Annotated in this window: 24 protein-coding genes and 1 tRNA gene; 6 read left to right on the top strand and 19 right to left on the bottom strand. The window is 33.8% G+C overall.

What is annotated here, in order from left to right; genetic code table 11:
- Positions 1-97 precede the first annotated feature (97 nt).
- Together ACWA1F_RS15315 and ACWA1F_RS15310 are read left to right on the top strand one after the other, a co-directional pair.
- On the top strand, positions 98-1132 hold the full coding sequence (locus tag ACWA1F_RS15315) for an oxidoreductase (RefSeq protein ID WP_456894769.1): 1035 nt from the start codon (positions 98-100) through the stop codon (positions 1130-1132).
- 165 nt (positions 1133-1297) lie between these two features.
- Complete coding sequence (locus tag ACWA1F_RS15310; RefSeq protein ID WP_456894767.1) at positions 1298-1858, top strand: hypothetical protein; 561 nt, start codon at positions 1298-1300, stop codon at positions 1856-1858.
- A gap of 66 nt (positions 1859-1924) precedes the next feature.
- Here ACWA1F_RS15310 and ACWA1F_RS15305 read toward each other — a convergent pair whose 3' ends face one another.
- Genes ACWA1F_RS15305 through ACWA1F_RS15295 form a run of 3 tightly spaced genes read right to left on the bottom strand, consistent with a single transcriptional unit; the run spans position 1925 to position 4776 of the window.
- Positions 1925-2893, bottom strand: coding sequence for a lipid A deacylase LpxR family protein (locus ACWA1F_RS15305; RefSeq protein ID WP_456894765.1), 969 nt, complete (start codon positions 2891-2893; stop codon positions 1925-1927).
- On the bottom strand, positions 2871-3659 hold the full coding sequence (gene mtgA / locus ACWA1F_RS15300; RefSeq protein ID WP_306153373.1) for a monofunctional biosynthetic peptidoglycan transglycosylase: 789 nt from the start codon (positions 3657-3659) through the stop codon (positions 2871-2873). Before mtgA ends, ACWA1F_RS15305 begins: the two co-directional genes overlap by 23 nt.
- A 1-nt stretch (position 3660) precedes the next feature.
- Positions 3661-4776: an NAD(P)/FAD-dependent oxidoreductase gene (locus ACWA1F_RS15295; RefSeq protein WP_456894763.1), complete on the bottom strand. Its 1116-nt coding sequence runs from the start codon at positions 4774-4776 to the stop codon at positions 3661-3663.
- A gap of 330 nt (positions 4777-5106) precedes the next feature.
- Between ACWA1F_RS15295 and ACWA1F_RS15290 the strand changes: the two genes are divergently transcribed.
- Positions 5107-7008: a S9 family peptidase gene (locus tag ACWA1F_RS15290; RefSeq protein ID WP_456894761.1), complete on the top strand. Its 1902-nt coding sequence runs from the start codon at positions 5107-5109 to the stop codon at positions 7006-7008.
- A 174-nt stretch (positions 7009-7182) separates the two neighbouring features.
- Positions 7183-9621: a hybrid sensor histidine kinase/response regulator gene (locus ACWA1F_RS15285; protein ID WP_456894759.1), complete on the top strand. Its 2439-nt coding sequence runs from the start codon at positions 7183-7185 to the stop codon at positions 9619-9621.
- Between the two features lie 48 nt (positions 9622-9669).
- Here ACWA1F_RS15285 and ACWA1F_RS15280 read toward each other — a convergent pair whose 3' ends face one another.
- The 12 genes from ACWA1F_RS15280 to pdxA form a co-directional block, all read right to left on the bottom strand.
- Positions 9670-11022 (bottom strand): sigma-54-dependent transcriptional regulator, encoded by a 1353-nt coding sequence (locus ACWA1F_RS15280; protein WP_456894757.1) that lies wholly within the window; start codon positions 11020-11022, stop codon positions 9670-9672.
- A 137-nt stretch (positions 11023-11159) separates the two neighbouring features.
- Complete coding sequence (locus ACWA1F_RS15275; RefSeq protein WP_456894755.1) at positions 11160-11456, bottom strand: PepSY-like domain-containing protein; 297 nt, start codon at positions 11454-11456, stop codon at positions 11160-11162.
- A gap of 15 nt (positions 11457-11471) precedes the next feature.
- Positions 11472-11765 carry a PepSY-like domain-containing protein gene (locus tag ACWA1F_RS15270; RefSeq protein ID WP_456894753.1) on the bottom strand — a complete coding sequence of 98 codons (294 nt, stop codon included), beginning with the start codon at positions 11763-11765 and terminating at the stop codon, positions 11472-11474.
- A gap of 18 nt (positions 11766-11783) precedes the next feature.
- Complete coding sequence (locus ACWA1F_RS15265; protein ID WP_306153385.1) at positions 11784-12074, bottom strand: hypothetical protein; 291 nt, start codon at positions 12072-12074, stop codon at positions 11784-11786.
- Between the two features lie 28 nt (positions 12075-12102).
- Positions 12103-12399 (bottom strand): hypothetical protein, encoded by a 297-nt coding sequence (locus tag ACWA1F_RS15260; protein WP_306153388.1) that lies wholly within the window; start codon positions 12397-12399, stop codon positions 12103-12105.
- A gap of 83 nt (positions 12400-12482) precedes the next feature.
- A complete protein-coding gene (locus ACWA1F_RS15255) occupies positions 12483-12779 on the bottom strand; it encodes a hypothetical protein (RefSeq protein WP_456894751.1) in 297 nt (98 codons plus the stop codon).
- A 405-nt stretch (positions 12780-13184) separates the two neighbouring features.
- Positions 13185-14534 (bottom strand): acetyl-CoA carboxylase biotin carboxylase subunit, encoded by a 1350-nt coding sequence (accC, locus tag ACWA1F_RS15250; protein ID WP_456894749.1) that lies wholly within the window; start codon positions 14532-14534, stop codon positions 13185-13187.
- Between the two features lie 103 nt (positions 14535-14637).
- Positions 14638-15126, bottom strand: coding sequence for an acetyl-CoA carboxylase biotin carboxyl carrier protein (gene accB / locus ACWA1F_RS15245; RefSeq protein ID WP_306153395.1), 489 nt, complete (start codon positions 15124-15126; stop codon positions 14638-14640).
- Positions 15127-15149: 23 nt separating this feature from the next.
- Entirely contained in the window at positions 15150-16148 is a 999-nt protein-coding gene (locus ACWA1F_RS15240; RefSeq protein WP_306153397.1) for a beta-ketoacyl-ACP synthase III, read from the bottom strand.
- 175 nt (positions 16149-16323) lie between these two features.
- A complete protein-coding gene (gene rpmF / locus ACWA1F_RS15235) occupies positions 16324-16518 on the bottom strand; it encodes a 50S ribosomal protein L32 (RefSeq protein WP_008465217.1) in 195 nt (64 codons plus the stop codon).
- A gap of 9 nt (positions 16519-16527) precedes the next feature.
- Positions 16528-17070, bottom strand: a complete 543-nt coding sequence (locus tag ACWA1F_RS15230) for a YceD family protein (protein ID WP_456894745.1) — start codon at positions 17068-17070, stop codon at positions 16528-16530.
- A 105-nt stretch (positions 17071-17175) separates the two neighbouring features.
- On the bottom strand, positions 17176-18225 hold the full coding sequence (gene pdxA, locus ACWA1F_RS15225; protein ID WP_456894743.1) for a 4-hydroxythreonine-4-phosphate dehydrogenase PdxA: 1050 nt from the start codon (positions 18223-18225) through the stop codon (positions 17176-17178).
- A 57-nt stretch (positions 18226-18282) separates the two neighbouring features.
- On the opposite strand from pdxA, the gene ACWA1F_RS15220 reads away from it, so the two are divergent.
- Positions 18283-18873, top strand: a complete 591-nt coding sequence (locus ACWA1F_RS15220; protein ID WP_456894741.1) for a riboflavin synthase — start codon at positions 18283-18285, stop codon at positions 18871-18873.
- Between the two features lie 34 nt (positions 18874-18907).
- Here the strand turns inward: ACWA1F_RS15220 and ACWA1F_RS15215 are convergent, their stop codons facing one another.
- Positions 18908-19156, bottom strand: coding sequence for a hypothetical protein (locus ACWA1F_RS15215; RefSeq protein ID WP_456894739.1), 249 nt, complete (start codon positions 19154-19156; stop codon positions 18908-18910).
- A gap of 453 nt (positions 19157-19609) precedes the next feature.
- Between ACWA1F_RS15215 and dcm the strand changes: the two genes are divergently transcribed.
- Positions 19610-20596 (top strand): DNA (cytosine-5-)-methyltransferase, encoded by a 987-nt coding sequence (gene dcm, locus ACWA1F_RS15210; RefSeq protein ID WP_456894737.1) that lies wholly within the window; start codon positions 19610-19612, stop codon positions 20594-20596.
- Here dcm and ACWA1F_RS15205 read toward each other — a convergent pair.
- The 3 genes from ACWA1F_RS15205 to mce all read right to left on the bottom strand — a co-directional run bounded on the left by ACWA1F_RS15205 (position 20593) and on the right by mce (position 21795).
- Entirely contained in the window at positions 20593-21012 is a 420-nt protein-coding gene (locus ACWA1F_RS15205) for a very short patch repair endonuclease (RefSeq protein WP_456894735.1), read from the bottom strand. The two genes, dcm and ACWA1F_RS15205, sit on opposite strands and share 4 nt — an antisense overlap.
- Before the next feature lie 158 nt (positions 21013-21170).
- Positions 21171-21244 (bottom strand) — tRNA-Ile (locus tag ACWA1F_RS15200).
- A gap of 146 nt (positions 21245-21390) precedes the next feature.
- Positions 21391-21795, bottom strand: coding sequence for a methylmalonyl-CoA epimerase (gene mce, locus ACWA1F_RS15195; RefSeq protein WP_456894733.1), 405 nt, complete (start codon positions 21793-21795; stop codon positions 21391-21393).
- Positions 21796-21803 lie beyond the last annotated feature (8 nt).

Here is a 21803-nt window from a genome sequence, read left to right as displayed (position 1 = left end):
TAAAATATTTCCTTACATTTAATAATTATATTTTTACTTAATGCTATTTACTGTCAGAAACTTAAAGACATTTAAAAACTATAACTTAAAAATCATTATGAAAACAAATCAAATCATACTGCTGATTTCGTTTCTTTTTTTAGTCTCTTGTAATAAAAAGTACGAAGTTAAAAACGATGACGTCGCTCCTTCTGAAAATGCTCCTGCGGATACACTTGCGATTAAAGAAAAATCTCCAAAAAAAGAAAGCATTAATTTATTTACGCTCACTCCAAAACAAGGCGGTGACATTGCCTTTCTTTCACTTTCTGACCTTTACCCAGCTGCAACTAATGATACGCTTTCTTTACCGCAGATAGAAAAAATGGATAAAAAAACTGCCCTATATTTTACTTTCGACAAAAATTATAGAACGCGATTCTTATCCAAAATAGAAATTTCTGAAACCGATTCTTTGTTTGTTTACGATTATGCGAAAGACAAACTGGCTTCTTTTTTAATTAAAAACTTAAAAACCTCCGCAATGCTGAATGGTGATGCTTCGGCTAAAAACTGGCCTTACCAATCTACGGATTATAGAATTGGCTTCGAAGTCAATACTAAAAACTTAAAAGGCTTTAGCCAAGATTATAAAAACGCTTTAGTGTATGTTGGCAAAGAAAATCCGTTTGTGGAGAAACAAATGATGCCTATTGTCTGGAAAAAAATCACTGCAAAAGAGTATCCAGACGAAAAATTAAAGAAAGAATACAAAAAAGTAATAACTAACGCACTTACAGGAAGTTATTATTTTTTTGAAACCAAAACCTATCAGTATTTTTTACAAGAATATACAAACAGCAATAAAATAATTTATGCCAGACGTCTTATTGTCACCGATGTCAAAACTCCGCAAAACGAAACCAACGAAATTATCATAGATAAGCTTTTTTACCAAAAAGAAGGTATTTCTCTTTCTCCTTTAAATTATTCTGAAGGCAAGAATGTAAATCAATGGACGGGTAAACTTTTTAAAAACAAACCAGCCGTTGTTTTTGGTTTTGAAAATGCTTCTTTTGGTTGTCCAGTAATTTCAATTATCGACAAATCAAATGAAGAAATTTATCTGCAGTGCGACAATCGTCGAAAATAAATTTTAGTAGAAAATAAGTAGCAACAAGTTTCGTTTTCAAAAGACGATTCGTCGCGATATTCATGCATCTTTTATGATCTCGTTTTTTTTTACAAGACCATAAAAGGGGGGTCGTTTGTATCGGCGCTATTCTAAATCTCTATAAAACACTATACAACAAAACATATGTCTGAATTAAGCTCCTTATATTGTAAAGTCAAAATTTCAAAATCTAACTTAGAAAAATTTTTAAGCAATCCCGTTGAAACACCAGAACTAAATAAAAACTGGCTCGAATGGTGGGACAGCCTTAAAATGTATTCAAAAATGGATTTGACTTCAGAATTGCTTCGTCCTTATAATGACGAAAACAATCAGGAAGTCATTAATAGCTGGCTCAAATACGATCAGGCAATGGCTTTTTCAGATTACGACGAAGCGACCGAAGAATGGCATTGGGGCATGCTATTTTTTAGTGAAAACTTCGTGGAAATGCTACCTATGTTTTCCTTTATAATCAGTATGGAAAAATATATAACTGAAAGCGCAGAAAATAGGGCAATTGTATTTCCTTTCTTTTGGGGAGATCAAGATGTCAGTGCTTATATCTATTTTGAAAATGGTAAAGCGATATTAAGTTCAACGGTACAAAATACCTCAGATGTAAATTCGAAAATAATGCAACAAACAACCGATTATCTTAATAAAAAATGGGATCAGTATTTCAAAGAAATGAATTTAGATTAATCTTAAAAAAATTCATTTATAAAAGAAATCCTAAAAAAATAAACTAATTATTTAGAGCAGTATTTTTTACCTCAACAAAAATCCCATTCGAATAGACCCATAAAAATATCCTGAATTGGTATCAATTCCTGGATCCTTTAATTCTCTTCCTCGATAAAGGAAAGAATACGAAATATTGAAGTTATTGTATCTGTATTTTAAACCTGCTTCGGCATTGAAACGAAGCGGTTCCAAATCAAAAGTAATTGGACTTGTATCGTTAAACATGCTTCCTTGAATAGTAGCATCATAAAACTGGTAATTGACACTTGGCGCTGCGTAAAAATAAAATTCTCTAATATTCGGTTGCGCTTCTGCACTTATCGACGCATCGTGTATATTAGAATCGTAAATCGGAATTAATTTTTTAAATCCGAATCTCGCCATAAATCCTGTTGAGACTCCAGAAAAAATCGTTCCCAAATTTGCTTCCGACTGCCAATGAAAATCTACAAAATCATTATGTTTTGAAGGAAACATTTTTTTAGAATAAATAGCATGAGCCTGTACTCCTAAAGCATTATGAATCTGGTTTTCCCAGCCATAAACTTTTTTGTAACCAATAATCTTATGAAATCCTTCCTGTAATTCTTCTCCAAACGCATTCGGACCAAGAAAACCAATTTGAAAATCGGTCTTTAAAACCGATTCGCTTTGGTAAAAAAAGTTTTTCCCAACTTCGGCAAAAATATAACCGGCAAAAGGACGATCGTTTACAGTAACCGCTTCCTTATTTAAAAACCTCGGATTATAAAGATATTGCCCAATTCTAAATTCGGTAATTTCTTTATTTATTTTCGGGTTATCGTTTTTAGATAAAAATCGAAAAAAAAGCTCCAAACCATTGGTGTAATACATATCGTATTTAGACGAAGTGTACAAATCATTATCTGTTATAAAACCTATTTCTTTAGTTTTTCCTTGTCCAAAAGTTAACGTTACAGTCAAAATCAGAAAAGCAAAAAGTGCTTTTTTACTTCTTTTCCTCTTTTCCATTGTAATTGATTTTTCCAACGTAACGCATCTCGCGCACGATTCTTTCTTTTCTTCTATTAATATAACTTGATGAACCTGTCGCTTTAAATTTTCTTGGGTTTGGCAATATTGCAGCAATTCCTGCCGCCTGCATTGGCGTTAAACTCGACGCATCTCTTCTGTACCAATGTTCTGTCGCGGCATAAGCACCGTAAACTCCATCGCCCATTTCGATGCTGTTTAGATAAACTTCCATGATGCGTTCTTTGCCCCAGATAATTTCAATTAAAATGGTAAAATAAGCTTCAAGGCCTTTACGGAAATAACTTTTCCCTTGCCATAGAAAAACATTTTTGGCCGTTTGTTGCGAAATGGTGCTTCCTCCTCGAATTCTGCGTCCGCGTTCGTTGCTTTTATATGCTTTTTGAAGTGCTTTGAAATCAAAACCATTGTGAGTTAAAAAAGTTCCATCTTCACTGGCAATAACCGCTTTTTGCAAATTCATTGAGATTTTTTCAATCGGTTCCCAATCGTGATCAAAATAAACTTCTTTTCCAGCCATTTTATTTTCGATGGCGCGAATGAGCATTAAAGGTGTAAATGGCACCGGAACATATTTGAAAAAAATCACCGATCCGATTGATATTCCAAAAAACCATAAAGCCGCTTTAATAAAAAACCATTTTACTTTTTCGCCAAAACTGCGATTCGTTTTTTTCTTTGCCGCCGGTTTGGGCTTATTTGTAGTTGTTGTTTTTTTGGGTGCTGGTTTCTTGGGTGCTGCCATGCTATTCTATTAAATCTGCTAATTCTGTTCCTATTAAACTTCCTATCGCCACTCCCATTCCGCCTAAACGTACTCCGCAGGATACGTTTTCAGAAAGCTGGGTTACGACAGGATTCTTACTATTTCCGACTCCCATAATGCCGCTCCATCGATGCGCAATCTGAAAATCCTGATTTGGTAAAATTACATTTTTCAGTAATTCTTCCAATTTATTTTGAATAATTTTCGTCTGTCCAAATTCGGTTGTCGTTTCACCTTCAAAATCAAGGTTTCGACCTCCGCCTAATAAAATTCGGTCATTAATATTTCTAAAATAATAATAACCGCGATCTAAATGAAACGTTCCTTTGATGTCTAAATTGTGAATTGGCTCTGTAATAAGCACTTGCGCTCTTGCTGGTTTTACCGCTCCTTTTGTCAATTCGCCCGCAAAACCATTGGTCGCAAAAAGCAGTTTTTTGGTTTTAAAGCTAAAATCATTTACCACAACTTCAACATGATTTCCTGCATCGGCATACGATTTTACGGTCTGCTGATTTAAAATAAAAATATCTGCTGCAATTGCTTGTTTCAGCAATTCCTGCATCATATTTCCGGTATCGATCTGTCCTTCAAAAGGGTTAAAAATTAAATATTCGTGGATATTACCGAAACCAAATCGGTCTACTTCTTTCGAAAAAACATCAGCTTTAAAAAGCGGTTTTAAAACTTCGTTGACAAACGGAATTTTAGAAACGCATTCGTTGAATCCTGATTCGTCTGCTCTCAAGAATAATTCATATCCGCCGAAAGGCTTAAAATCTATTGCCTCGTCTCCTAATTTTTTTCGAAGCAATTGCAAACCTTTCCAGCGTTTTTCGATTAAAGCCACAACGTCTTCTTCTGAATGTGTTTTTAAATCATCCATAATTTCAGACAGACTTCCGAAACAAGCAAAACCCGCATTTTTGGTACTGGCGCCTTGAGGTAACATGCCGCGTTCTAAAACCAGAATTTTAGCCGCTGGAAATCTTTCGCGTAAGCGTAATGCAGTATGCAGTCCGACAATTCCGCTCCCGACAATTGTGTAATCTATGTTTGAAAACCAGTTTTTTAGTTCCCAGTAGCTTAGTTCCATTTTAGATTTTTTTTTATAAAAATAATGATTTTTTTCTGCCACGAATTCACGAATTATTTTTTTGATAATCTTTGAGAATAAAAATTTGTGCTTGTCGATACGAATTTCACAAATTATTTTTTGACAATCTTTGAGAATAAAAATTTGTGTTTGTCGACAAGAATTCACAAATCAATTTTTGATAATCTTTGAGAGTAAAAATTCGTGAATTCGTGGCGAATAAAACTAGAATTTCATCCTATAAACTTTAACAATATTTGGGATTTGGAATTTAACTAAATGGGATTAAAATGTTGTATTTTAGGCACCACAAAAAATAGAATTTTTATTATGAAAAAAGTAGTAGTAACAACTTTAATAATGATGAGTTTAAACGCTATCGGACAGAATGTAATGTCGCCAGAATTGTTATGGAAATTAGGACGAGTAACTCCACTTGGACTTTCAAAAGATGAAAAAAATATTGTTTATAAGGTTTCAACGCCTTCTGTAGCCGATAACAAATCGACTTCTAAACTTTATATTATTCCGGTAAACGGAGGTAATGCCACTGAAATTAAGGATACCAAAGATGTTTTAAAAGACAAAAATATTTCGCCAGACGGAAAATTTGTTGTTTATAATGATGAAGTAAAAATCGAGAGCGTTTTAGGAAAAGATTTCTACCCAGAGCTTACTAAATCGGACGTTCAAATTTACAACGGATTAGATTATCGCCATTGGGACACTTGGAACGAAGGAAAATTTAATCACGTTTTTTACAAAGAAAACAAAGACGGCGCAAAAGGAATTGATATTTTGAAAGGTGAAACTTTCGATTCTCCGCAAAAACCTTTTGGCGGTGACGAAGATTATATCTGGTCGCCAGACAGCAAAAGCATTTTTTACGTTTGCAAGAAAAAAGCGGGAACTGCTTATGCGATTTCGACAAATACAGATATTTATGAGTACAATTTAGAGACTCAAAAAACGACCAATAAAACGGAAGGTAATTTAGGTTACGACACAGCACCGCAATTTTCTCCAACAGGAAATCTTTCTTGGTTGCAAATGAAACGCGATGGTTACGAGTCTGATAAAAATGATATTATTGTTGAGTTTAAAGGAATCAAACAAAACTTAACTGCAAATTGGGACGGAACTGTAGATAATTTTATCTGGAGCAAAGACGGAAAAACAGTATTTTTTGTGGCTCCTGTTGATGGAACAAAACAGCTTTTCTCTGTTAATTTTCCTGGTTTAACGAGAATTGCGATCAACGTTCGCCAGTTAACAAACGGAGATTTTGACGTAAATGATTTAGTTGGTTTTGCTGGAGATGATATCATTGTAACAAGAACAGACATGAATCATGCTGCTGAAATTTATTCTTTTAACTTGAAGAAAAATACTTGGAAACAAATCTCAAACGTAAATACAGATACGTATAAAACTTTAGCTTTAAGCAAAACAGAAAAACGTTATGTAACGACAACTGATGGTAAAAAAATGCTGGTTTGGGTAATTTTACCTCCAAATTTTGATGCTTCAAAAAAATACCCAACTTTATTATTCTGTCAAGGAGGACCGCAAAGTCCGTTGACACAATCGTATTCTTTCCGTTGGAATTTTTCTTTAATGGCTGCTAAAGGTTATGTGGTGGTTGCTCCAAACCGTCGCGGAATGCCAGGTCACGGAGTTGAATGGAACGAGCAGATTAGTAAAGACTGGGGCGGACAAGTTATGGACGATTATCTTTCTGCAATTGATGATGTTGCTAAAGAATCGTATGTTGACAAAAGCCGTTTAGGTTGTGTTGGGGCAAGTTACGGAGGATATTCTGTATTTTATTTAGCAGGAATTCACAAAAACCGTTTCAAAACTTTTATCGCTCACGATGGTGTTTTCAATACCGTTTCGATGTTAGGAACAACAGAAGAAGTTTTCTTTAACAACTGGGATTTTGGCGGACCATATTGGGAAAAAGATAATGCTGTTGCACAAAAAGCGTATACTATTTTTAATCCAGCGACTTTAGTTCAGAATTGGAATAAACCGATTTTGATTTTCCAAGGAGGAAAAGATTTCCGTGTGCCAATCGGACAAGGGCAAGAAGCTTTTCAAGCGGCTCAGTTAAGAGGAATCAAAAGTAGATTTGTATATTTCCCAGACGAAAATCACTGGGTTTTAAAACCTCAAAATGCACAGGTTTGGCAGGGCGAATTCTTCAAATGGTTAGATGAAACTTTATAATCCATAAAAACAATATTAAAACAGCCGTAGATTTACATAATCTACGGCTGTTTTTCTTTGGAGACCTTACAATTATGTAACATAATGATTATTTTGCTACTTTCTAAAACAGATTTTTTTAGATAAATTGCAATGTTTTAATAATTCCGAAATTCCCAAATCTTTCAGCAAAATATGGAGACCAAAAAAAGTTACACCGCAATCAAGGTTTTGTTCAGCTACGTTGCATTATTGGCTTTGGTTGTTACCGTTGGATGGTTTCTTTATTCTGAAAATGTAGTTTACAACAAGCTGGAAGACAAGATTGCTTTAGAAAAAATAAAAATTCTTAGAGTCAGCAGATTGTATTCTAATGTTTATAAAACAGAAAGTTTAGCTCGACAAACCATTCAAAATAATTCTGAAAAAGATTTTAAAAATTATCTGATCGAAACCGATTCTCTTCGCAAACGCATCGATACTTTAAAGCAAGTTGTTACGACAGAATATCAAAAAACACTTTTGGATAGCGTTACTTATTTTTTGTCTGAAAAGACAGAAAACATCCAGCAATTAAGAGAAATTAAAAATAAAGCTGATGATGAAACCTCTGTAAATAATGCGATCGATGAAATCACAAAAATGGAATTTAACCTGAGAAAATTGGAACTTCAGGATTTCACTAAAAACCCAAACCAGTTAGGAAGTTATCAGCGCGGTGTTTTACAGCGATATGTCGATTATTTAAATTCAAATATTCCAGACGACAGCACCAATACACTGAGTAAAAAAGCCTCTGATTCTATTTTGGCCAATTCTAAAAAACTTTTAAGTTCTGTTAAATTAAAAGCCGAAAAGAAGAAAGAATCTCTAAATTTTGAAGAAAACAAACTGCTTCAGAATGAAATAGCAATTTCGGATCAGCTTAGAAAAATACTTCGAATTATTGAGCGAGAAATTATCATCAATTCGATCAAAAGCAATTCACTAAAAGAAAAATCATTAAAAAGAGTCAACGAAATTGTAACGGCTTCTGCGGTTATCGGTTTGTTGCTGACGGTCTTTTTTTCGATTCTAATTGTGAGCGATTATTCCAAATCTCAATTGTATAAAAAACAGCTGGAAATTGCCAATTTCAAAACAAAAAACCTGCTAAAGAGCCGTGAACAGTTAATTTCGACTGTAAGCCACGATTTAAAAACGCCTTTGAGTACTATTGTTGGTTATTCTGAACTTTTAGGAAATTCAGACATTAACACCAAGCAGTCTTATTTCGTTAAAAACATTAAAAATTCGTCTGAATATATTTCACAGCTTGTTCAGGATTTATTGGATTTTTCGCAGATTGAAGCTGGAAAAATTTCGATAGAAAAAGTTCCGTTTTCATTACCAGAAATTATTGAAGATGTTGCCCGAAATATACAAACTGTTTACAAACAGAAAGATATTGATCTTATTATCAATATAGACGAGCAGTTTCAAAAACGCATTGTTGGCGATCCGTTTCGTTTAAAACAAATCTTGACCAACATTATCGGAAATGCTTATAAGTTTACCGAAGAAGGCCATATTCGAATTGCCGCTTACGCGAATGAAGATCAGTTTTTCACCATTTCGATTCAAGATACCGGAATCGGAATTGAAAAAGCCAATCAGAAATTGGTTTTTGAAGAATTTGCCCAAGCGAATGAAAGCATTGAAAAGAAATACGGAGGAACAGGTTTAGGTTTATCGATCTGCCAAAAGATTATTTCTATTTTGGGCGGTAATTTAACCTTAGAAAGCATCTTCGGAAAAGGAAGTACTTTCCTTATTCGACTGCCTTTATTATTTGATAATAGCCAAAATATTCCTGCAAACGAAATTAAACCAAAGACTGCAAAAAACAGTAAAAAACAGACTTTTATTGTTGTAGACGACGATATTAATCTTCTGAATTTAACGAGTGGTGTTTTAAAGCAAGAACAACATCAGGTGTTTTCGTTTACTAATCCTGCCAAAGCTTTAGAAACAATTAAAACCACTCCGTTTGATTTTGTAATTACCGATATTCAAATGCCAGAAATAGACGGATTTTTGTTTTTAGAAAAACTTCGAGAACTTCCCGAAACCATTTTCAAAAATCAGCCTGTAATTGCACTGACAGGCCGCACCGATCTTGATCTTGCAGTATATAAAAAGGCTGGTTTTACAACTGTTGTTAAAAAACCATATTCGCCAAAAATTTTACTAGAAACGATTCAGCATATTTTGGATCATGAAGAAGTGCCCATAACGGAATATACCGAGAATACAACACAAAATACTTCTCAAATATATTCTCTAGAAACCTTAAAGGATTTTCTGGGTCAGGACGAATCGGCTTTGAAAGAGGTTTTAAAGTCTTTTTTGGAAACCACTATAGAAAATTTAGGTTTTTTGAAAGTCGCCATTGAGGAACAAAATCATGACGAAATAAAATCTATCGCGCATCGTATTGCTCCAATGTTTAAACAAATTCAAGCCAATGAAATTGGAGATATTTTAAAAGATTTAGAAAAAGAAGATTTAAATACGATTGACATAAAGGCTACGTACGCCGATTTAAACGAAAAAATAAAAGTCCTTTTTGAGGAATTGAAACAAGAAATATAATCCTTAATGAAATTCATAAAAAAAGCAGTCTAAATAGACTGCTTTTTTTTATTCAATATTATATTGTTTCAATTTATTGTAAAGTGTTTTTCTGGTAATTTTCAGCAATTTTGCTGCTTCAGATTTATTATTCTGCGTTTTAGACAACGCATGTATGATCGTTTCTTTTTCATTTTCAGATAAAGAAAAAACTTCATTTGCGGGTGTCTGCTGTGTTTGAATCTGAAAAAATTCTGCTGGGAGAACATCGCTTTCAATAAAATCTCCTCGAGTTAAAAGCGTAGCACGTTTTACGCAGTTTTGCAATTCTCGCAAGTTTCCAGGCCAGTTGTAATTCTGAAAAATAGAAACTACTTCTGGCGAAAATCCGATGACTTCTTTATGCAATTGCTGATTGGCTTTTTCTAAGAAATAATCGGCAAAAACCATTAAATCTTCACCACGATCTTTTAAAGATGGCGACTGAATCGAAAACTCGTTGATTCTATGGTATAAATCTTCTCTAAAATCGCCGTTTTTTACTGCCTCGCGCAAATCTTCGTTTGTAGCTGTAATAATGCGTATATCGACGTTTATTTCTTTATTGCTTCCAACAGGTTTAATTTTTCGTTCTTGAAGTGCTCTTAAAAGCTGAATTTGATTTTCGTAAGAAAGATTTCCAATTTCATCCAAAAATAAAGTTCCGCCATTTGCAGCTTCAAAATATCCTTTTTTATCGTTGATCGCTCCTGTGAAAGATCCTTTTAAATGTCCGAAAAATTCGCTAGCCGCCAATTCTTTTGGAATCGCACCGCAATCGACTGCAATAAAATTACTGTCTTTTCTTCTGCTTTGCTGATGAATGCTTTTTGCAATGATTTCTTTTCCTGTTCCGCTTTCTCCAATTATTAAAACCGACATATCGGTTGGACTTACCAGCTGAATGTGATCTAAAAGTTTTTTGGATGCAACAGAAATTCCTTTAACAAATTCATTTTCTCCTGATGGAGCTTGCTTTTTTGCTGTCTTTTTTTCTTTTACAGGAGTTTCTTCTTCCACTTTTGGCGCTTGAAGCGCATTGGTAATAACAAGAAGAACTTCATCTGGATTAAATGGTTTTGAAATATAATCTGCAGCACCGTTTTTGATGGCTTTTACCGCAGTGTTTACATCAGAATAACCCGTCATCAAAATAACAGGGATATGAGGATGAGAATTTTTAAATTCAGACATAAGTCCGATACCGTCAGAATCAGGCAAGCGAAGATCTGTCAAAATCAAATCGAAAGATTCGTTTTTAACCGCTTCACGTGCTTCTGCTGCAGAGAAAGCTATCGTTACGTCATACGCTTTTTTGATTAGAAATTTCTCTAATAATTTGCAAAACGCAATATCATCTTCTATCAGTAATATCTTCGGCATTTGGTTTGAGGGACTTTTTTGCTAAAATAACATTATTAAACTTGTTATTTCATAAATTTATGTAAAATATGTAAAAAAAAAGAGATTGCACGACGCAATCTCTTTTTCACCAAAAACATAAATCTAAATTCACCTAATTATATCTTCAACCAGTTACCATTGACATCTGAATAAACAGTAGCCTTCTGGTCTCCAACTGATATTTCGAGTTTATACTCTTTTTTTTCGTTTACAAATGCTTTCTCCAGTTTTGCTCCTGGATAAGCAGTCTGCAGAGCAGTTTTTACTGCTGCAGGCACAGCATCTGCCGTAACTTCAGTGTATTCTGACTGAACAGTTACAGTCGCTTTAGTGTTTTGAGAAACAGACAATACATTGGCATGAATTGACATTGTTCCTAAAACTACCATAGCTGATAAGATTAGTTTTTTCATGATGCTGATTTTAAATTATTTTTTAATGATATTCCCAGAAGCATCTGTGAAAATAGTATACTTCTTGTCTCCACTTGAAATTTCAAGCTTAAACTCGTTTTTATCATTTTTATAAGCTTTCTCAAGCTTAGTATTTGGAAAAGATTTTTCAACTGTAGACTTCACTGCTGACGGAACAGCATCTAAAGCAACTTCAGTATATCCATCCTGAACAAGTACTGATTGAGAAATCGAAATCGCTGGAAGAACTGTAGCGTTTACTGAAAGACTTCCTAAAACAATCGCTGCTGATAAGATTAACTTTTTCATAATATTTAGTGGTTTAAATTATTTTTTAAGGATTTTACCAGAAGCATCTGTATAAACGATCGATTTTTCGCCTCGAACGGTTATCTCAATTTTGTACTCCTTTTTATCATTAACCCATGCTTTTTCAAGCACTACACCAGGATAAGCGTCATCTAAACCTTTTTTTACGGCTGCCGGAACTCCGTCCACTTCTTTATATCCATCCTGATCATTTACTGTATGCACTATTGGAGTAGTTGCAACAGGGGTCTCTGCGTACATCGACAAACTGCCTAAAACAATTGCTGCCGATAAGATTAACTTTTTCATAGTAATAGTTTTTAAGGGTTAGACTTAATTATTTTTTAATCCAAGTACCATCTGCGTTAGCAAAAAGATTTCCTGTTTTGTCACCAACAGTAACTTCTAGTTTATATTCTGACTTTTCATTTTTGAATGCTTTAGTCAAAACTGCATCTGGATATGCTTTTTTAAGAGCGTCAGTTACCGCTGTTGGAACTTCTACTACTTTAATTTCTGTATATTCGTCTTGAATAGAAATTGTTTTAACGATTGTATTTGAAATTGGCGAAGTTGAAGCAAATGATGTTAAACCTCCCAAAACGATTGCGGCTGATAGAAATAAATTTTTCATGATAGTTATATTTTAATGTAGTTAATTTGATTTTAGTATTCTTTATTTGAATTTTCATAATACGAATACTTTAGAATTTTGAATTATTTTTGAATCCAGGTTCCGTCTGCATTAGCAAAAAGATTTCCAACTTTGTCACCAACAGTAACATCAAGTTTGTACTCTGACTTTTCGTTTTTGTAAGCTTTAGTGATTACTGCAGTTGGATAAGCTTTTTTCAAAGATTCTGTAATTGCTGCTGGTAATTCTTCTAATTTAATTTCAGTGTATTCTTCTTCAATAGAAATCGTTTTTACGATTGTATTATTTACTTGTGTAGTTGAAGCGAATGAAGTTAAACCTCCTAAGACAATTGCGGCTGATAAAAATAAATTTTTCATAACGTATATATTTAAATTAATAGTTGTTTACGCTTTAGATAATGAAATTATTGTGCCGTAAAAGAAAAGAGCCATGCCAAAGATCATAAAAACCTGTTTTTAAAGGCTTTACATCAAATATAGCAAAAAAAGATAAAACTTAAAAGGTGTGTAAAAGAGAAAAGAAGTGTGTAATAAGTAAACACTTTTAGTGTAACCTTGGCTGAAATTCCAAATTTTGAAATTCCAAATTCCATTGCAAGCTTAGGAAATTCTAATTTTTGAAATTCCAAATCCCAATATAATCATCTCTAGTTTGGAATTTGGACTCGAGCGATAGCGAACAGGCGAAGCAATTTAAATTGGAATTTAATTTAAGAGGAAGTATATAAAAAAGAAAGGCTGTCAAAATTGACAGCCTTTATATTATTCCTCTATAGATTTCATTTTAAATGTATCCATAAATGCAGTTGTATAATCTCCTGCAATATATTTTGGATCATCCATTAATTGTCTGTGAAAAGGTATTGTAGTTTTCACACCTTCGATTACGAACTCATCCAAAGCTCTACGCATTTTGCTGATAGCTTCTTCACGAGACTGCGCTGTTGTAATTAACTTAGCAATCATAGAATCGTAATTTGGCGGAATGCTATATCCTGAGTATACGTGAGTATCTAAACGTACTCCGTGTCCTCCTGGCATATGAAGCGTAGTAATTTTTCCTGGTGAAGGACGAAAATCGTTATATGGATCTTCAGCATTAATACGGCATTCGATAGCGTGTAATTGTGGAAGGTAGTTTTTACCTGAAATCGGAATTCCAGCAGCAACCATAATTTGCTCACGGATCAAATCATAATCAATAACTTGTTCTGTGATCGGGTGCTCTACTTGAATACGAGTATTCATTTCCATGAAGTAGAAGTTTCTGTGTTTGTCTACTAAAAACTCTACTGTTCCAGCTCCTTCGTATTTAATGAATTCAGCAGCTTTTACAGCAGCTTCTCCCATTCTTGCACGAAGTTCATCTGTCATGAAAGGTGAAGGTGTTTCTTCAGTAAGTTTTTGGTGACGACGCTGTACAGAACAATCTCTTTCAGAAAGGTGACAAGCTTTTCCGTATGCATCTCCAACAACTTGAATTTCGATATGACGTGGCTCTTCGATAAGTTTTTCCATGTACATTCCGTCATTTCCAAACGCAGCAGCAGCTTCCTGACGTGCACTTTCCCAAGCTTTTAAAAGCTCTTCTTCTTTCCAGATGGCACGCATTCCTTTACCACCACCACCAGCAGTAGCTTTCATCATAACTGGATATCCAATTTCTGCTGCTGTTTTTTGTGCATGTTCGTAAGATTCTAATAATCCATCTGAACCTGGTACACAAGGAACTCCTGCTGCTTTCATTGTAGCTTTTGCAGAAGCTTTATCTCCCATACGGTCGATCATTTCTGGAGCAGCACCGATAAATTTAATTCCGTGCTCTTGACAGATTTTTGAGAATTTAGCATTCTCAGAAAGAAATCCATAACCTGGGTGAATTGCATCTGCATTTGTAATTTCAGCAGCTGCAATAATATTTGACATTTTCAAATACGATAAGTTACTCGGAGGAGGGCCAATACAAACCGCTTCGTCAGCAAATTTAACATGTAAACTTTCTGCGTCGGCTGTAGAGTAAACTGCAACAGTTTTGATTCCCATTTCCTTACATGTACGAATTACACGTAGTGCAATTTCTCCTCTATTCGCAATTAATATTTTTTTAAACATCTTATTTTAATTAATTAGACAATTTGATAATTAGATAATTTTAGATGGTTAACAAAATTGCTTCGAACCATTCTAAAATCTAAAATCTAAAATCTAAATTTATTTATGATGGATCTACTAAGAATAAAGGTTGGTCAAATTCTACTGGAGACATATCGTCTACAAGAATTTTTACAATTTTACCAGAAACTTCAGATTCGATTTCGTTGAATAATTTCATTGCTTCAATTACACAAAGAACATCACCTTTAGAAACTGTGCTTCCAACTTCTGTGAAAACTGGTTTGTCTGGAGATGGTTTTCTATAGAATGTTCCAATGATTGGAGATTTTATAGTAATATATTTAGAATCGTTAGCTGCTGCTGGAGCTTCTGGAGTTACACTTACAACTGTTGGAGCTGTAACTTGTGGAACTGCCGCTTGAGGTAAAGCTGCTTGAGCTGGTAATTGCTGTACGTAAGTTGCCTCTGTTACATTTGTTTCTAAAGTTGTTCTGATCGTGATTTTTACATCATCCATTTCTAACTTCACTTCTGCAACGCCCGAATTTGCAACAAATTTGATTAGGTTTTGAATTTCTTTTAAATCCATAATGATTCGTTTTTAGTTTTAATTTATTTTGTATCGTAAGCCCATTTTAAATAGATAGATCCCCAAGTGAATCCTCCACCAAAAGCGGCAAAGATAACATTATCTCCTTTTTTAAGCTTATTTTCAAAATCAGCTAATACTAATGGTAAAGTTCCAGAAGTAGTATTACCATATCTTTCGATGTTTACCAAAACTTTAGAATCGTCCAATTCTAATCTTCCGGCAGTAGCATCAATAATACGTTTATTAGCTTGGTGTGGCACTAACCAGTCAACATCTTGATTTGTCAAATTATTTCTTTGCAAAATCAATTCGCTGGCATCTGCCATATTAGTTACAGCATATTTGAAAACAGTTTTACCGTCTTGCATAATATTATGCTGTCTGTTTTTTACAGTATCTTCACTAGGCGGGATCAAAGAACCTCCCGCAGGAATTTTAAGAAAATCGCGTCCAACGCCATCACTTCTTAAATATTCATCCTGTAAACCAAGACCTTCATAATTTGGTTCGAAAAGAACTGCACCAGCTCCATCTCCAAAAATAATACAAGTTGCTCTATCTGTATAATCTACAATTGATGACATTTTATCTGCACCAATTAAAAGTACTTTTTTGTAACGTCCTGACTGAACATAAGCCGCAGCAGTAGACATTCCGTATAAGAAACTTGAACATGCAGCTTGCAAATCGTATGCAAATGCATTTGTCGCTCCAATTTCTGTCGCAACAAATACTCCTGTAGAAGCCACCATCATATCTGGTGTTGCAGTTGCCATTATAATCATATCAATCTCAAGCGGATCAATATTTGCTTTTGCAATTAAATCCTGTGCTGCTTTTATCGCAAGGTACGACGTACCTTTATCAGCATCTTTAAGAATTCTTCTTTCTTTAATTCCTGTTCGAGTGGTAATCCACTCATCATTGGTATCAACCATTGTTTCTAGTACTTTGTTCGAAAGAACGAAGTCAGGAACATAAGCTCCAACAGCGGTAATTGCGGCTGTGATTGTATTCATTATATTCTATTATTTTCTTTTCAAATTATGATTAATTTGAAAAATTTTTAAAAGACTTGAAAATTACAAAAAAAAACGTAACGAATTTGTCTATATTTTCCTAAAAAACGAAAATTATAACCAACAAAAAAAACTCTCACTATGTGAGAGTTCTAGTATAATTTACAAAAACGTATTAAGCAACCGCTTCAGATTTATCGATAACAACTTGCCCTCTGTAGTACATTTTACCTTCATGCCAGTAAGCTCTGTGGTATAAATGCGCCTCACCTGTAATAGGACATGTAGCGATTTGAGCTACAGTAGCTTTATAATGTGTTCTTCTCTTATCTCTTCTTGTTTTCGAGGTTTTTCTCTTAGGATGTGCCATTTTACTATATTATTTATCCGTTAATAGTTTCTTTAATTTTTCCCAACGCGGGTCAATATCTTCTTCTTTATTACTCTCTTCCTTTTGTTCTTTTACACTTAATTCATTCAATTTTGTTAAAGTTTCTGTCTGTAGACTTCCATCTTTAACCCCTGGATGAATTCTTTTTTGAGGTACTGAAAGCGCGATCATTTCATAAATATATTGCGCAACATCTATCTCGTGTTCACCATGTGGTAAAATCAATAATTCTTCGTTATCATCATTAAATTCATCTCCAAAGCGAACTATTAACTTCATTTTCCCTTTAATAGGTAGATCAAAATCTTCGCCTGTTAGATCACAAGGCACGTTTACGGTTCCTTTGTGTTTGAATTCTAACTCTAACATTGTACTTTTTTTATCAAAAAGTAAATTGACTTTAATGTCTGAACTTTGAAACTCATCGTATTCAAAATTCTTAAAGAACTCGTTATTTATCTGATACTCAAAATGGTGTTTTCCTAGTTTTAATCCTACGAAAGGAATTAAAAATTCTTTTGTTTTGCTCATTTCAACATCAATTTGATCAATTCAGTTCTAAAACTAGATATCTGAATTGGGGTGCAAAGATATAAAATTATTATAAATCTAATAATCTTATTCACCTTTTTTTGTTTATAACTGTTTTTCTTTTATTTTAAGAGGTTTTTGGCTAATCTCCTCATACTGATTACGCGAGCGAAAAATATCGATTGCAAGATAGACTGCTTCTTTAAAAGAATTGTAATCTGCCATATCTTTCCCAGCAATATCGTAAGCTGTGCCATGATCTGGAGAAGTTCTAACTCTGTTTAAACCTGCCGTATAATTAACTCCTTTACCAAAAGATAAAGTTTTAAACGGAATTAATCCTTGATCGTGATACATGGCTACAATAGCATCATATTTTTCATATTGACCGCTTCCAAAAAAGCCATCTGCAGGAAAAGGACCAAAAACCATTGTTCCTGCTTCAAATATTTTTTTTAAAACAGGTTTCAAAATCAAATCATCTTCTTTACCAATTACACCGCCATCACCTGCATGCGGATTCAATCCTAAAACTGCAATTTTTGGTTTTACGATGCTAAAATCCTGAACCAAAGATTTTCTGACTGTTTCTATTTTTTTTGCAATTAATTCTTCTGTCAAATGTGAAGCAACTTCGTTAAGAGGCACATGATCGGTAATTAAACCTACTCTTAAATTATCCTGCACCATCATCATTAGCGCATCGCCATCTAATTGCTGATCTAAATAATCTGTATGCCCAGGAAATTTAAAATCCTCAGACTGTATATTGTATTTATTAATAGGAGCCGTAACCAAAACATCAATTTCGCCATCTTTCAAAGCTTTTGTTGCGGCTGTAAAAGATTTAATCGCATACTCTCCTATTTTAGGATCATTAACTCCAAAATTCAGATCAACTCCTTCTCTCCAAAGATTTAAGACATTTACTTTTCCAGGTATAACCTGCTCCAATTTGTCAACTCCGTGAAATTGGACTGTCGATGTAAAGCTTTTTCTAACGAATGAAAGAATTTTAGCATTTGCAAAAATAACCGGCGTACACAATTCCAACATTCGAGAATCTTCGAATGTTTTGAGTATAACTTCGCTTCCAATACCGTTTAAATCTCCAACTGAAATTCCAACAATTATATTTTCTGCTTTTTTATTCATGAGCTCAGTTTATTTATTACTAATTTTGATGTGCAAATTTAGTAAAATAAAACCACAATGTTCACAGGAATTATAGAAACACTCGGCAGGATTCACGAAATTCAAAAAGACCAAAACAATCTTCATATAACAGTTGACTCTTCAATTACCCACGAATTAAAAATAGACCAAAGCGTTTCGCATAACGGAATATGCCTTACAGTTGTTGCTATAAAAGACTCTTTTTATACGGTAACCGCAATTGACGAAACCATCTTGAAGACCAATATTGGAGATTGGAAAACTGGCGATATTGTAAATCTGGAAAGAGGAATGAAGCTTGGTGACCGCTTAGACGGACATATTGTTCAAGGTCACGTAGATCAAACAGGCACTTGCATCAAAATTGAAGAAGCTAACGGAAGCTGGAATTATACGTTTGAGTATGATAAAAACTTAAATAATATTACAATCGAAAAAGGTTCGATTACAGTAAATGGAGTAAGCCTTACAGTAGTTAATTCTAAAACAAATGAATTTAGTGTCTCAATCATTCCGTACACTTATGAACACACTAATTTTAAAGATTTCAAAGTTGGCACAAAAATCAACCTTGAGTTTGATGTAGTTGGAAAATATATTTCTAGACTTTATTCTATCAATAAATAAAGTTTTGCAATTTTCCACAAAAAAAGCTTCAATTTTAAATTGAAGCTTTTTTTGTACGATTTTTATATATTATTGTAGCTCCTAAAGCTAAACCGCTAATTACTAGAAAAACAATATTCTGATCTATTGGAAAATCAGCAGGGCAATTTGGACAAGCGAGCCTTGCTTGTTGTGCATTCATTTCATTAGCATCACCTGGCACAGGCATATCCTTCGGTCCAGCCAGTAAAACATTTAAAAACAACAAGGCAATTACTAAAAATGGGGCTTTTAGATTTTTCATAAATTCAAGCGATTGCAAATCAGCAACTCTAGATAATTATTGATAAATATTCTTCTGTGGAAATTTCGCACAAACGCATTTCTACTTCCAAAATCTTGGACAAAAGTATAAGTTTTTTGCACAAAATCAACTTTTAAACCAAAAAACACAAAACAAATTTTAACATTTTTTTTCAAAATTCTGCTAATCCTTTTCAGAAAACGCTCTAGAGAACAATCACTCTTTTTTGCTATTATTTATAAGTCTTATAAGCTTATAAGAATTTCCTTATTTTAGCCGAATTTGATTTTTTTACAATGAGAAAAAGACCTGTTACTAAAATTTACGTCAAAAAAAGAAGTTTGGATTCAACTCTAATTACTTTTAAGAGAATGTTTTCAAATTAATATATTTGTACAGTTAAATTTGGACTTTCAAATTCAAACCTATTTCCAAAAACCTCTAATCAAGCAAATGAAAAACCAATATACAGTCGGAAGTTTATACGCAGGCGTCGGCGGCATTTGTTTAGGTTTTGAAAATGCGGGGTTCAAATTAGAATGGGCGAACGAATTTGACAAAAAAGCTTGCGTTACTTATAGAAACAATTTTGACCACTCTCTTATTGAAGGTGATGTTATGGAATTGGACGTAAAAAAACTCAATAAAATTGACATTCTTACTGCCGGATTTCCGTGCCAGCCCTTTTCTCTCGCTGGCCATCGAAAAGGTTTTAAAGACAGTAGAGGAAATCATTTCTTCAAAATATTGGATTTTATTGACGAAATGAGGCCAAAAGTGGTATTTCTTGAAAATGTGAAAAATCTAAAAGGTCACGACAAAGGAAATACCATGAAAGTAATTCAGCGCGAAATCAAAAAACGCAATTATACTTTTGACAGCGCGGTCTTGAACACCAAAAATTTTGGAAACATCCCGCACAATCGAGAGCGAATTTTCATGATTGCTTTCGACAAAGACTTCGTGAAAAAAGGCTTTAAATTTAATTTCCCAGAAAAAGAAGAATTAACAAAAAAGGTTGCCGATTTAATCACAAAAGAAAAAGTCGACAAAAAGTTCTATTACACCGAAGATAAATACATGTACAACATGCTCAAAGAAACTGTTGTGCGCGAAGACCGAATTTATCAGTTTAGAAGACAATATGTACGAGAAAACAAAAAAGAAGTCTGCCCTACTTTAACCGCCAATATGGGAACTGGTGGCCACAATGTTCCAATTATTACAACCGAATTTGGCTTTAGAAAACTAACCCCAAGAGAATGTTTTCGTTTTCAAGGTTTTCCAGACCATTATAAACTGCCTAAAATTTCGAATTCCAGTCTTTACAAACAAGCTGGAAATTCGGTAAGCATGCCAGTGATACAAAGACTCGCTTCCGAAATTTTCAAATGCATAGAAAAAGCCGAAGCTAGAAAATTAAAAACTGAAAAAGTTTAAATACTTAAAAGCATTATTGTTCCTTCAATTTTTGCCAAACAAACTTCGAGATTCTTTTCTATCTCTTTGCTCCAAAACCTTAAAACTGTCCAATTTTCAGAAATCAGAAAACTGTTGACTTCATCATCTCTTTGGATATTTCTTTCAATTTTCGGAATCCAATATTCCCGATTTGTTTTAATCCTCATTTGCTCTGTTTCCCAATCTTTTCCGTGAAAAAATTCACTGTCGACAAAAATGGCCAATTTATATTTGGCAAAAGTAAGATCTGGTCTTCCAAATATCTTTTTGTTATTCTTTCGATATCTGTGACCCAATTTCCATAAAGCTTTAGCAAGCCTCACTTCGCCTTTTGTAGCAGTGCTTTTTATCGCCTGCATAGTTTTCCTCCTCTGTTCGGGAGTTAATCTATCCATCTTAAGATTAAATTTGTTTCGGATGGATAAAGTTAAGAGATTTTACAGAAAGGAAAGTTTAATTTTTGATGCAGAATATTTCAAATTTCACATCCTAAAAAGTACTGAAAAACAAAAAAGCCTCTACATTTCTGTAAAGGCTTTCTATTCTAAAGAAGTGGTCCCACCTGGGCTCGAACCAGGGACCACCTGATTATGAGTCAGGTGCTCTAACCAGCTGAGCTATAGGACCGGTTTAGAGGATGCAATATTACTACTATTTTTCATTCACTCCAAATATTTTAAGACATCATTTTAATTTAATTTTAAAAGTTTCTTCGAATCTCAAAAACGAAATTGATTTTCAACCTCTTATTCAAAAAATTAAAATGATATTTTTTATTTAATTTCTTGGCAAAGCTCCACCAAAACACCATTTGTGTTCTTTGGATGCAGAAAAACAACCAATTTATTGTCGGCACCTTTCTTTGGAACTTCATTAATCAAAACAAAACCTTCATTTTTTAAGCGAACTATTTCTGCCTCGATATCATCAACATCAAAAGCAATATGGTGAATCCCTTCTCCTTTTTTTTCCAAAAATTTAGCAATCGGACTTTCGGGATTCGTTGCCACCAAAAGTTCGATTTTATTATTTCCGGTTTGAAAGAAAGATGTTAGTACGCCTTCGCTTTCCACAGCTTCCATTTTATAAGACGGAACACCAAGCATTTTTTCGAACAAAATATTGGCATCATCCATATTTTTTACTGCAATCCCTATATGTTCTATTTTGTTTACCACCTTTTCCT

This window comes from Flavobacterium erigeronis (genome assembly GCF_054075165.1).
This window is presented reverse-complemented; position numbering and strand designations above follow the sequence as displayed.

Bases quoted from the DNA above. Each gene is read 5' to 3' on its own strand.
- ACWA1F_RS15205 (WP_456894735.1), bottom strand. From the start codon at position 21,012: ATGGATAGATTAACTCCCGAACAGAGGAGGAAAACTATGCAGGCGATA.
- pdxA (WP_456894743.1), bottom strand. From the start codon at position 18,225: ATGAATAAAAAAGCAGAAAATATAATTGTTGGAATTTCAGTTGGAGAT.
- dcm (WP_456894737.1), top strand. From the start codon at position 19,610: ATGAAAAACCAATATACAGTCGGAAGTTTATACGCAGGCGTCGGCGGC.
- ACWA1F_RS15265 (WP_306153385.1), bottom strand. From the start codon at position 12,074: ATGAAAAAGTTAATCTTATCGGCAGCAATTGTTTTAGGCAGTTTGTCG.
- ACWA1F_RS15315 (WP_456894769.1), top strand. From the start codon at position 98: ATGAAAACAAATCAAATCATACTGCTGATTTCGTTTCTTTTTTTAGTC.
- ACWA1F_RS15255 (WP_456894751.1), bottom strand. From the start codon at position 12,779: ATGAAAAATTTATTTTTATCAGCCGCAATTGTCTTAGGAGGTTTAACT.
- ACWA1F_RS15290 (WP_456894761.1), top strand. From the start codon at position 5,107: ATGAAAAAAGTAGTAGTAACAACTTTAATAATGATGAGTTTAAACGCT.
- ACWA1F_RS15230 (WP_456894745.1), bottom strand. From the start codon at position 17,070: ATGAGCAAAACAAAAGAATTTTTAATTCCTTTCGTAGGATTAAAACTA.
- ACWA1F_RS15275 (WP_456894755.1), bottom strand. From the start codon at position 11,456: ATGAAAAAACTAATCTTATCAGCTATGGTAGTTTTAGGAACAATGTCA.
- ACWA1F_RS15240 (WP_306153397.1), bottom strand. From the start codon at position 16,148: ATGAATACAATCACAGCCGCAATTACCGCTGTTGGAGCTTATGTTCCT.
- ACWA1F_RS15220 (WP_456894741.1), top strand. From the start codon at position 18,283: ATGTTCACAGGAATTATAGAAACACTCGGCAGGATTCACGAAATTCAA.
- mtgA (WP_306153373.1), bottom strand. From the start codon at position 3,659: ATGGCAGCACCCAAGAAACCAGCACCCAAAAAAACAACAACTACAAAT.
- ACWA1F_RS15295 (WP_456894763.1), bottom strand. From the start codon at position 4,776: ATGGAACTAAGCTACTGGGAACTAAAAAACTGGTTTTCAAACATAGAT.
- ACWA1F_RS15215 (WP_456894739.1), bottom strand. From the start codon at position 19,156: ATGAAAAATCTAAAAGCCCCATTTTTAGTAATTGCCTTGTTGTTTTTA.
- ACWA1F_RS15305 (WP_456894765.1), bottom strand. From the start codon at position 2,893: ATGGAAAAGAGGAAAAGAAGTAAAAAAGCACTTTTTGCTTTTCTGATT.
- ACWA1F_RS15260 (WP_306153388.1), bottom strand. From the start codon at position 12,399: ATGAAAAATTTATTTCTATCAGCCGCAATCGTTTTGGGAGGTTTAACA.
- accC (WP_456894749.1), bottom strand. From the start codon at position 14,534: ATGTTTAAAAAAATATTAATTGCGAATAGAGGAGAAATTGCACTACGT.
- ACWA1F_RS15280 (WP_456894757.1), bottom strand. From the start codon at position 11,022: ATGCCGAAGATATTACTGATAGAAGATGATATTGCGTTTTGCAAATTA.
- accB (WP_306153395.1), bottom strand. From the start codon at position 15,126: ATGGATTTAAAAGAAATTCAAAACCTAATCAAATTTGTTGCAAATTCG.
- ACWA1F_RS15310 (WP_456894767.1), top strand. From the start codon at position 1,298: ATGTCTGAATTAAGCTCCTTATATTGTAAAGTCAAAATTTCAAAATCT.
- ACWA1F_RS15270 (WP_456894753.1), bottom strand. From the start codon at position 11,765: ATGAAAAAGTTAATCTTATCAGCAGCGATTGTTTTAGGAAGTCTTTCA.
- ACWA1F_RS15285 (WP_456894759.1), top strand. From the start codon at position 7,183: ATGGAGACCAAAAAAAGTTACACCGCAATCAAGGTTTTGTTCAGCTAC.
- rpmF (WP_008465217.1), bottom strand. From the start codon at position 16,518: ATGGCACATCCTAAGAGAAAAACCTCGAAAACAAGAAGAGATAAGAGA.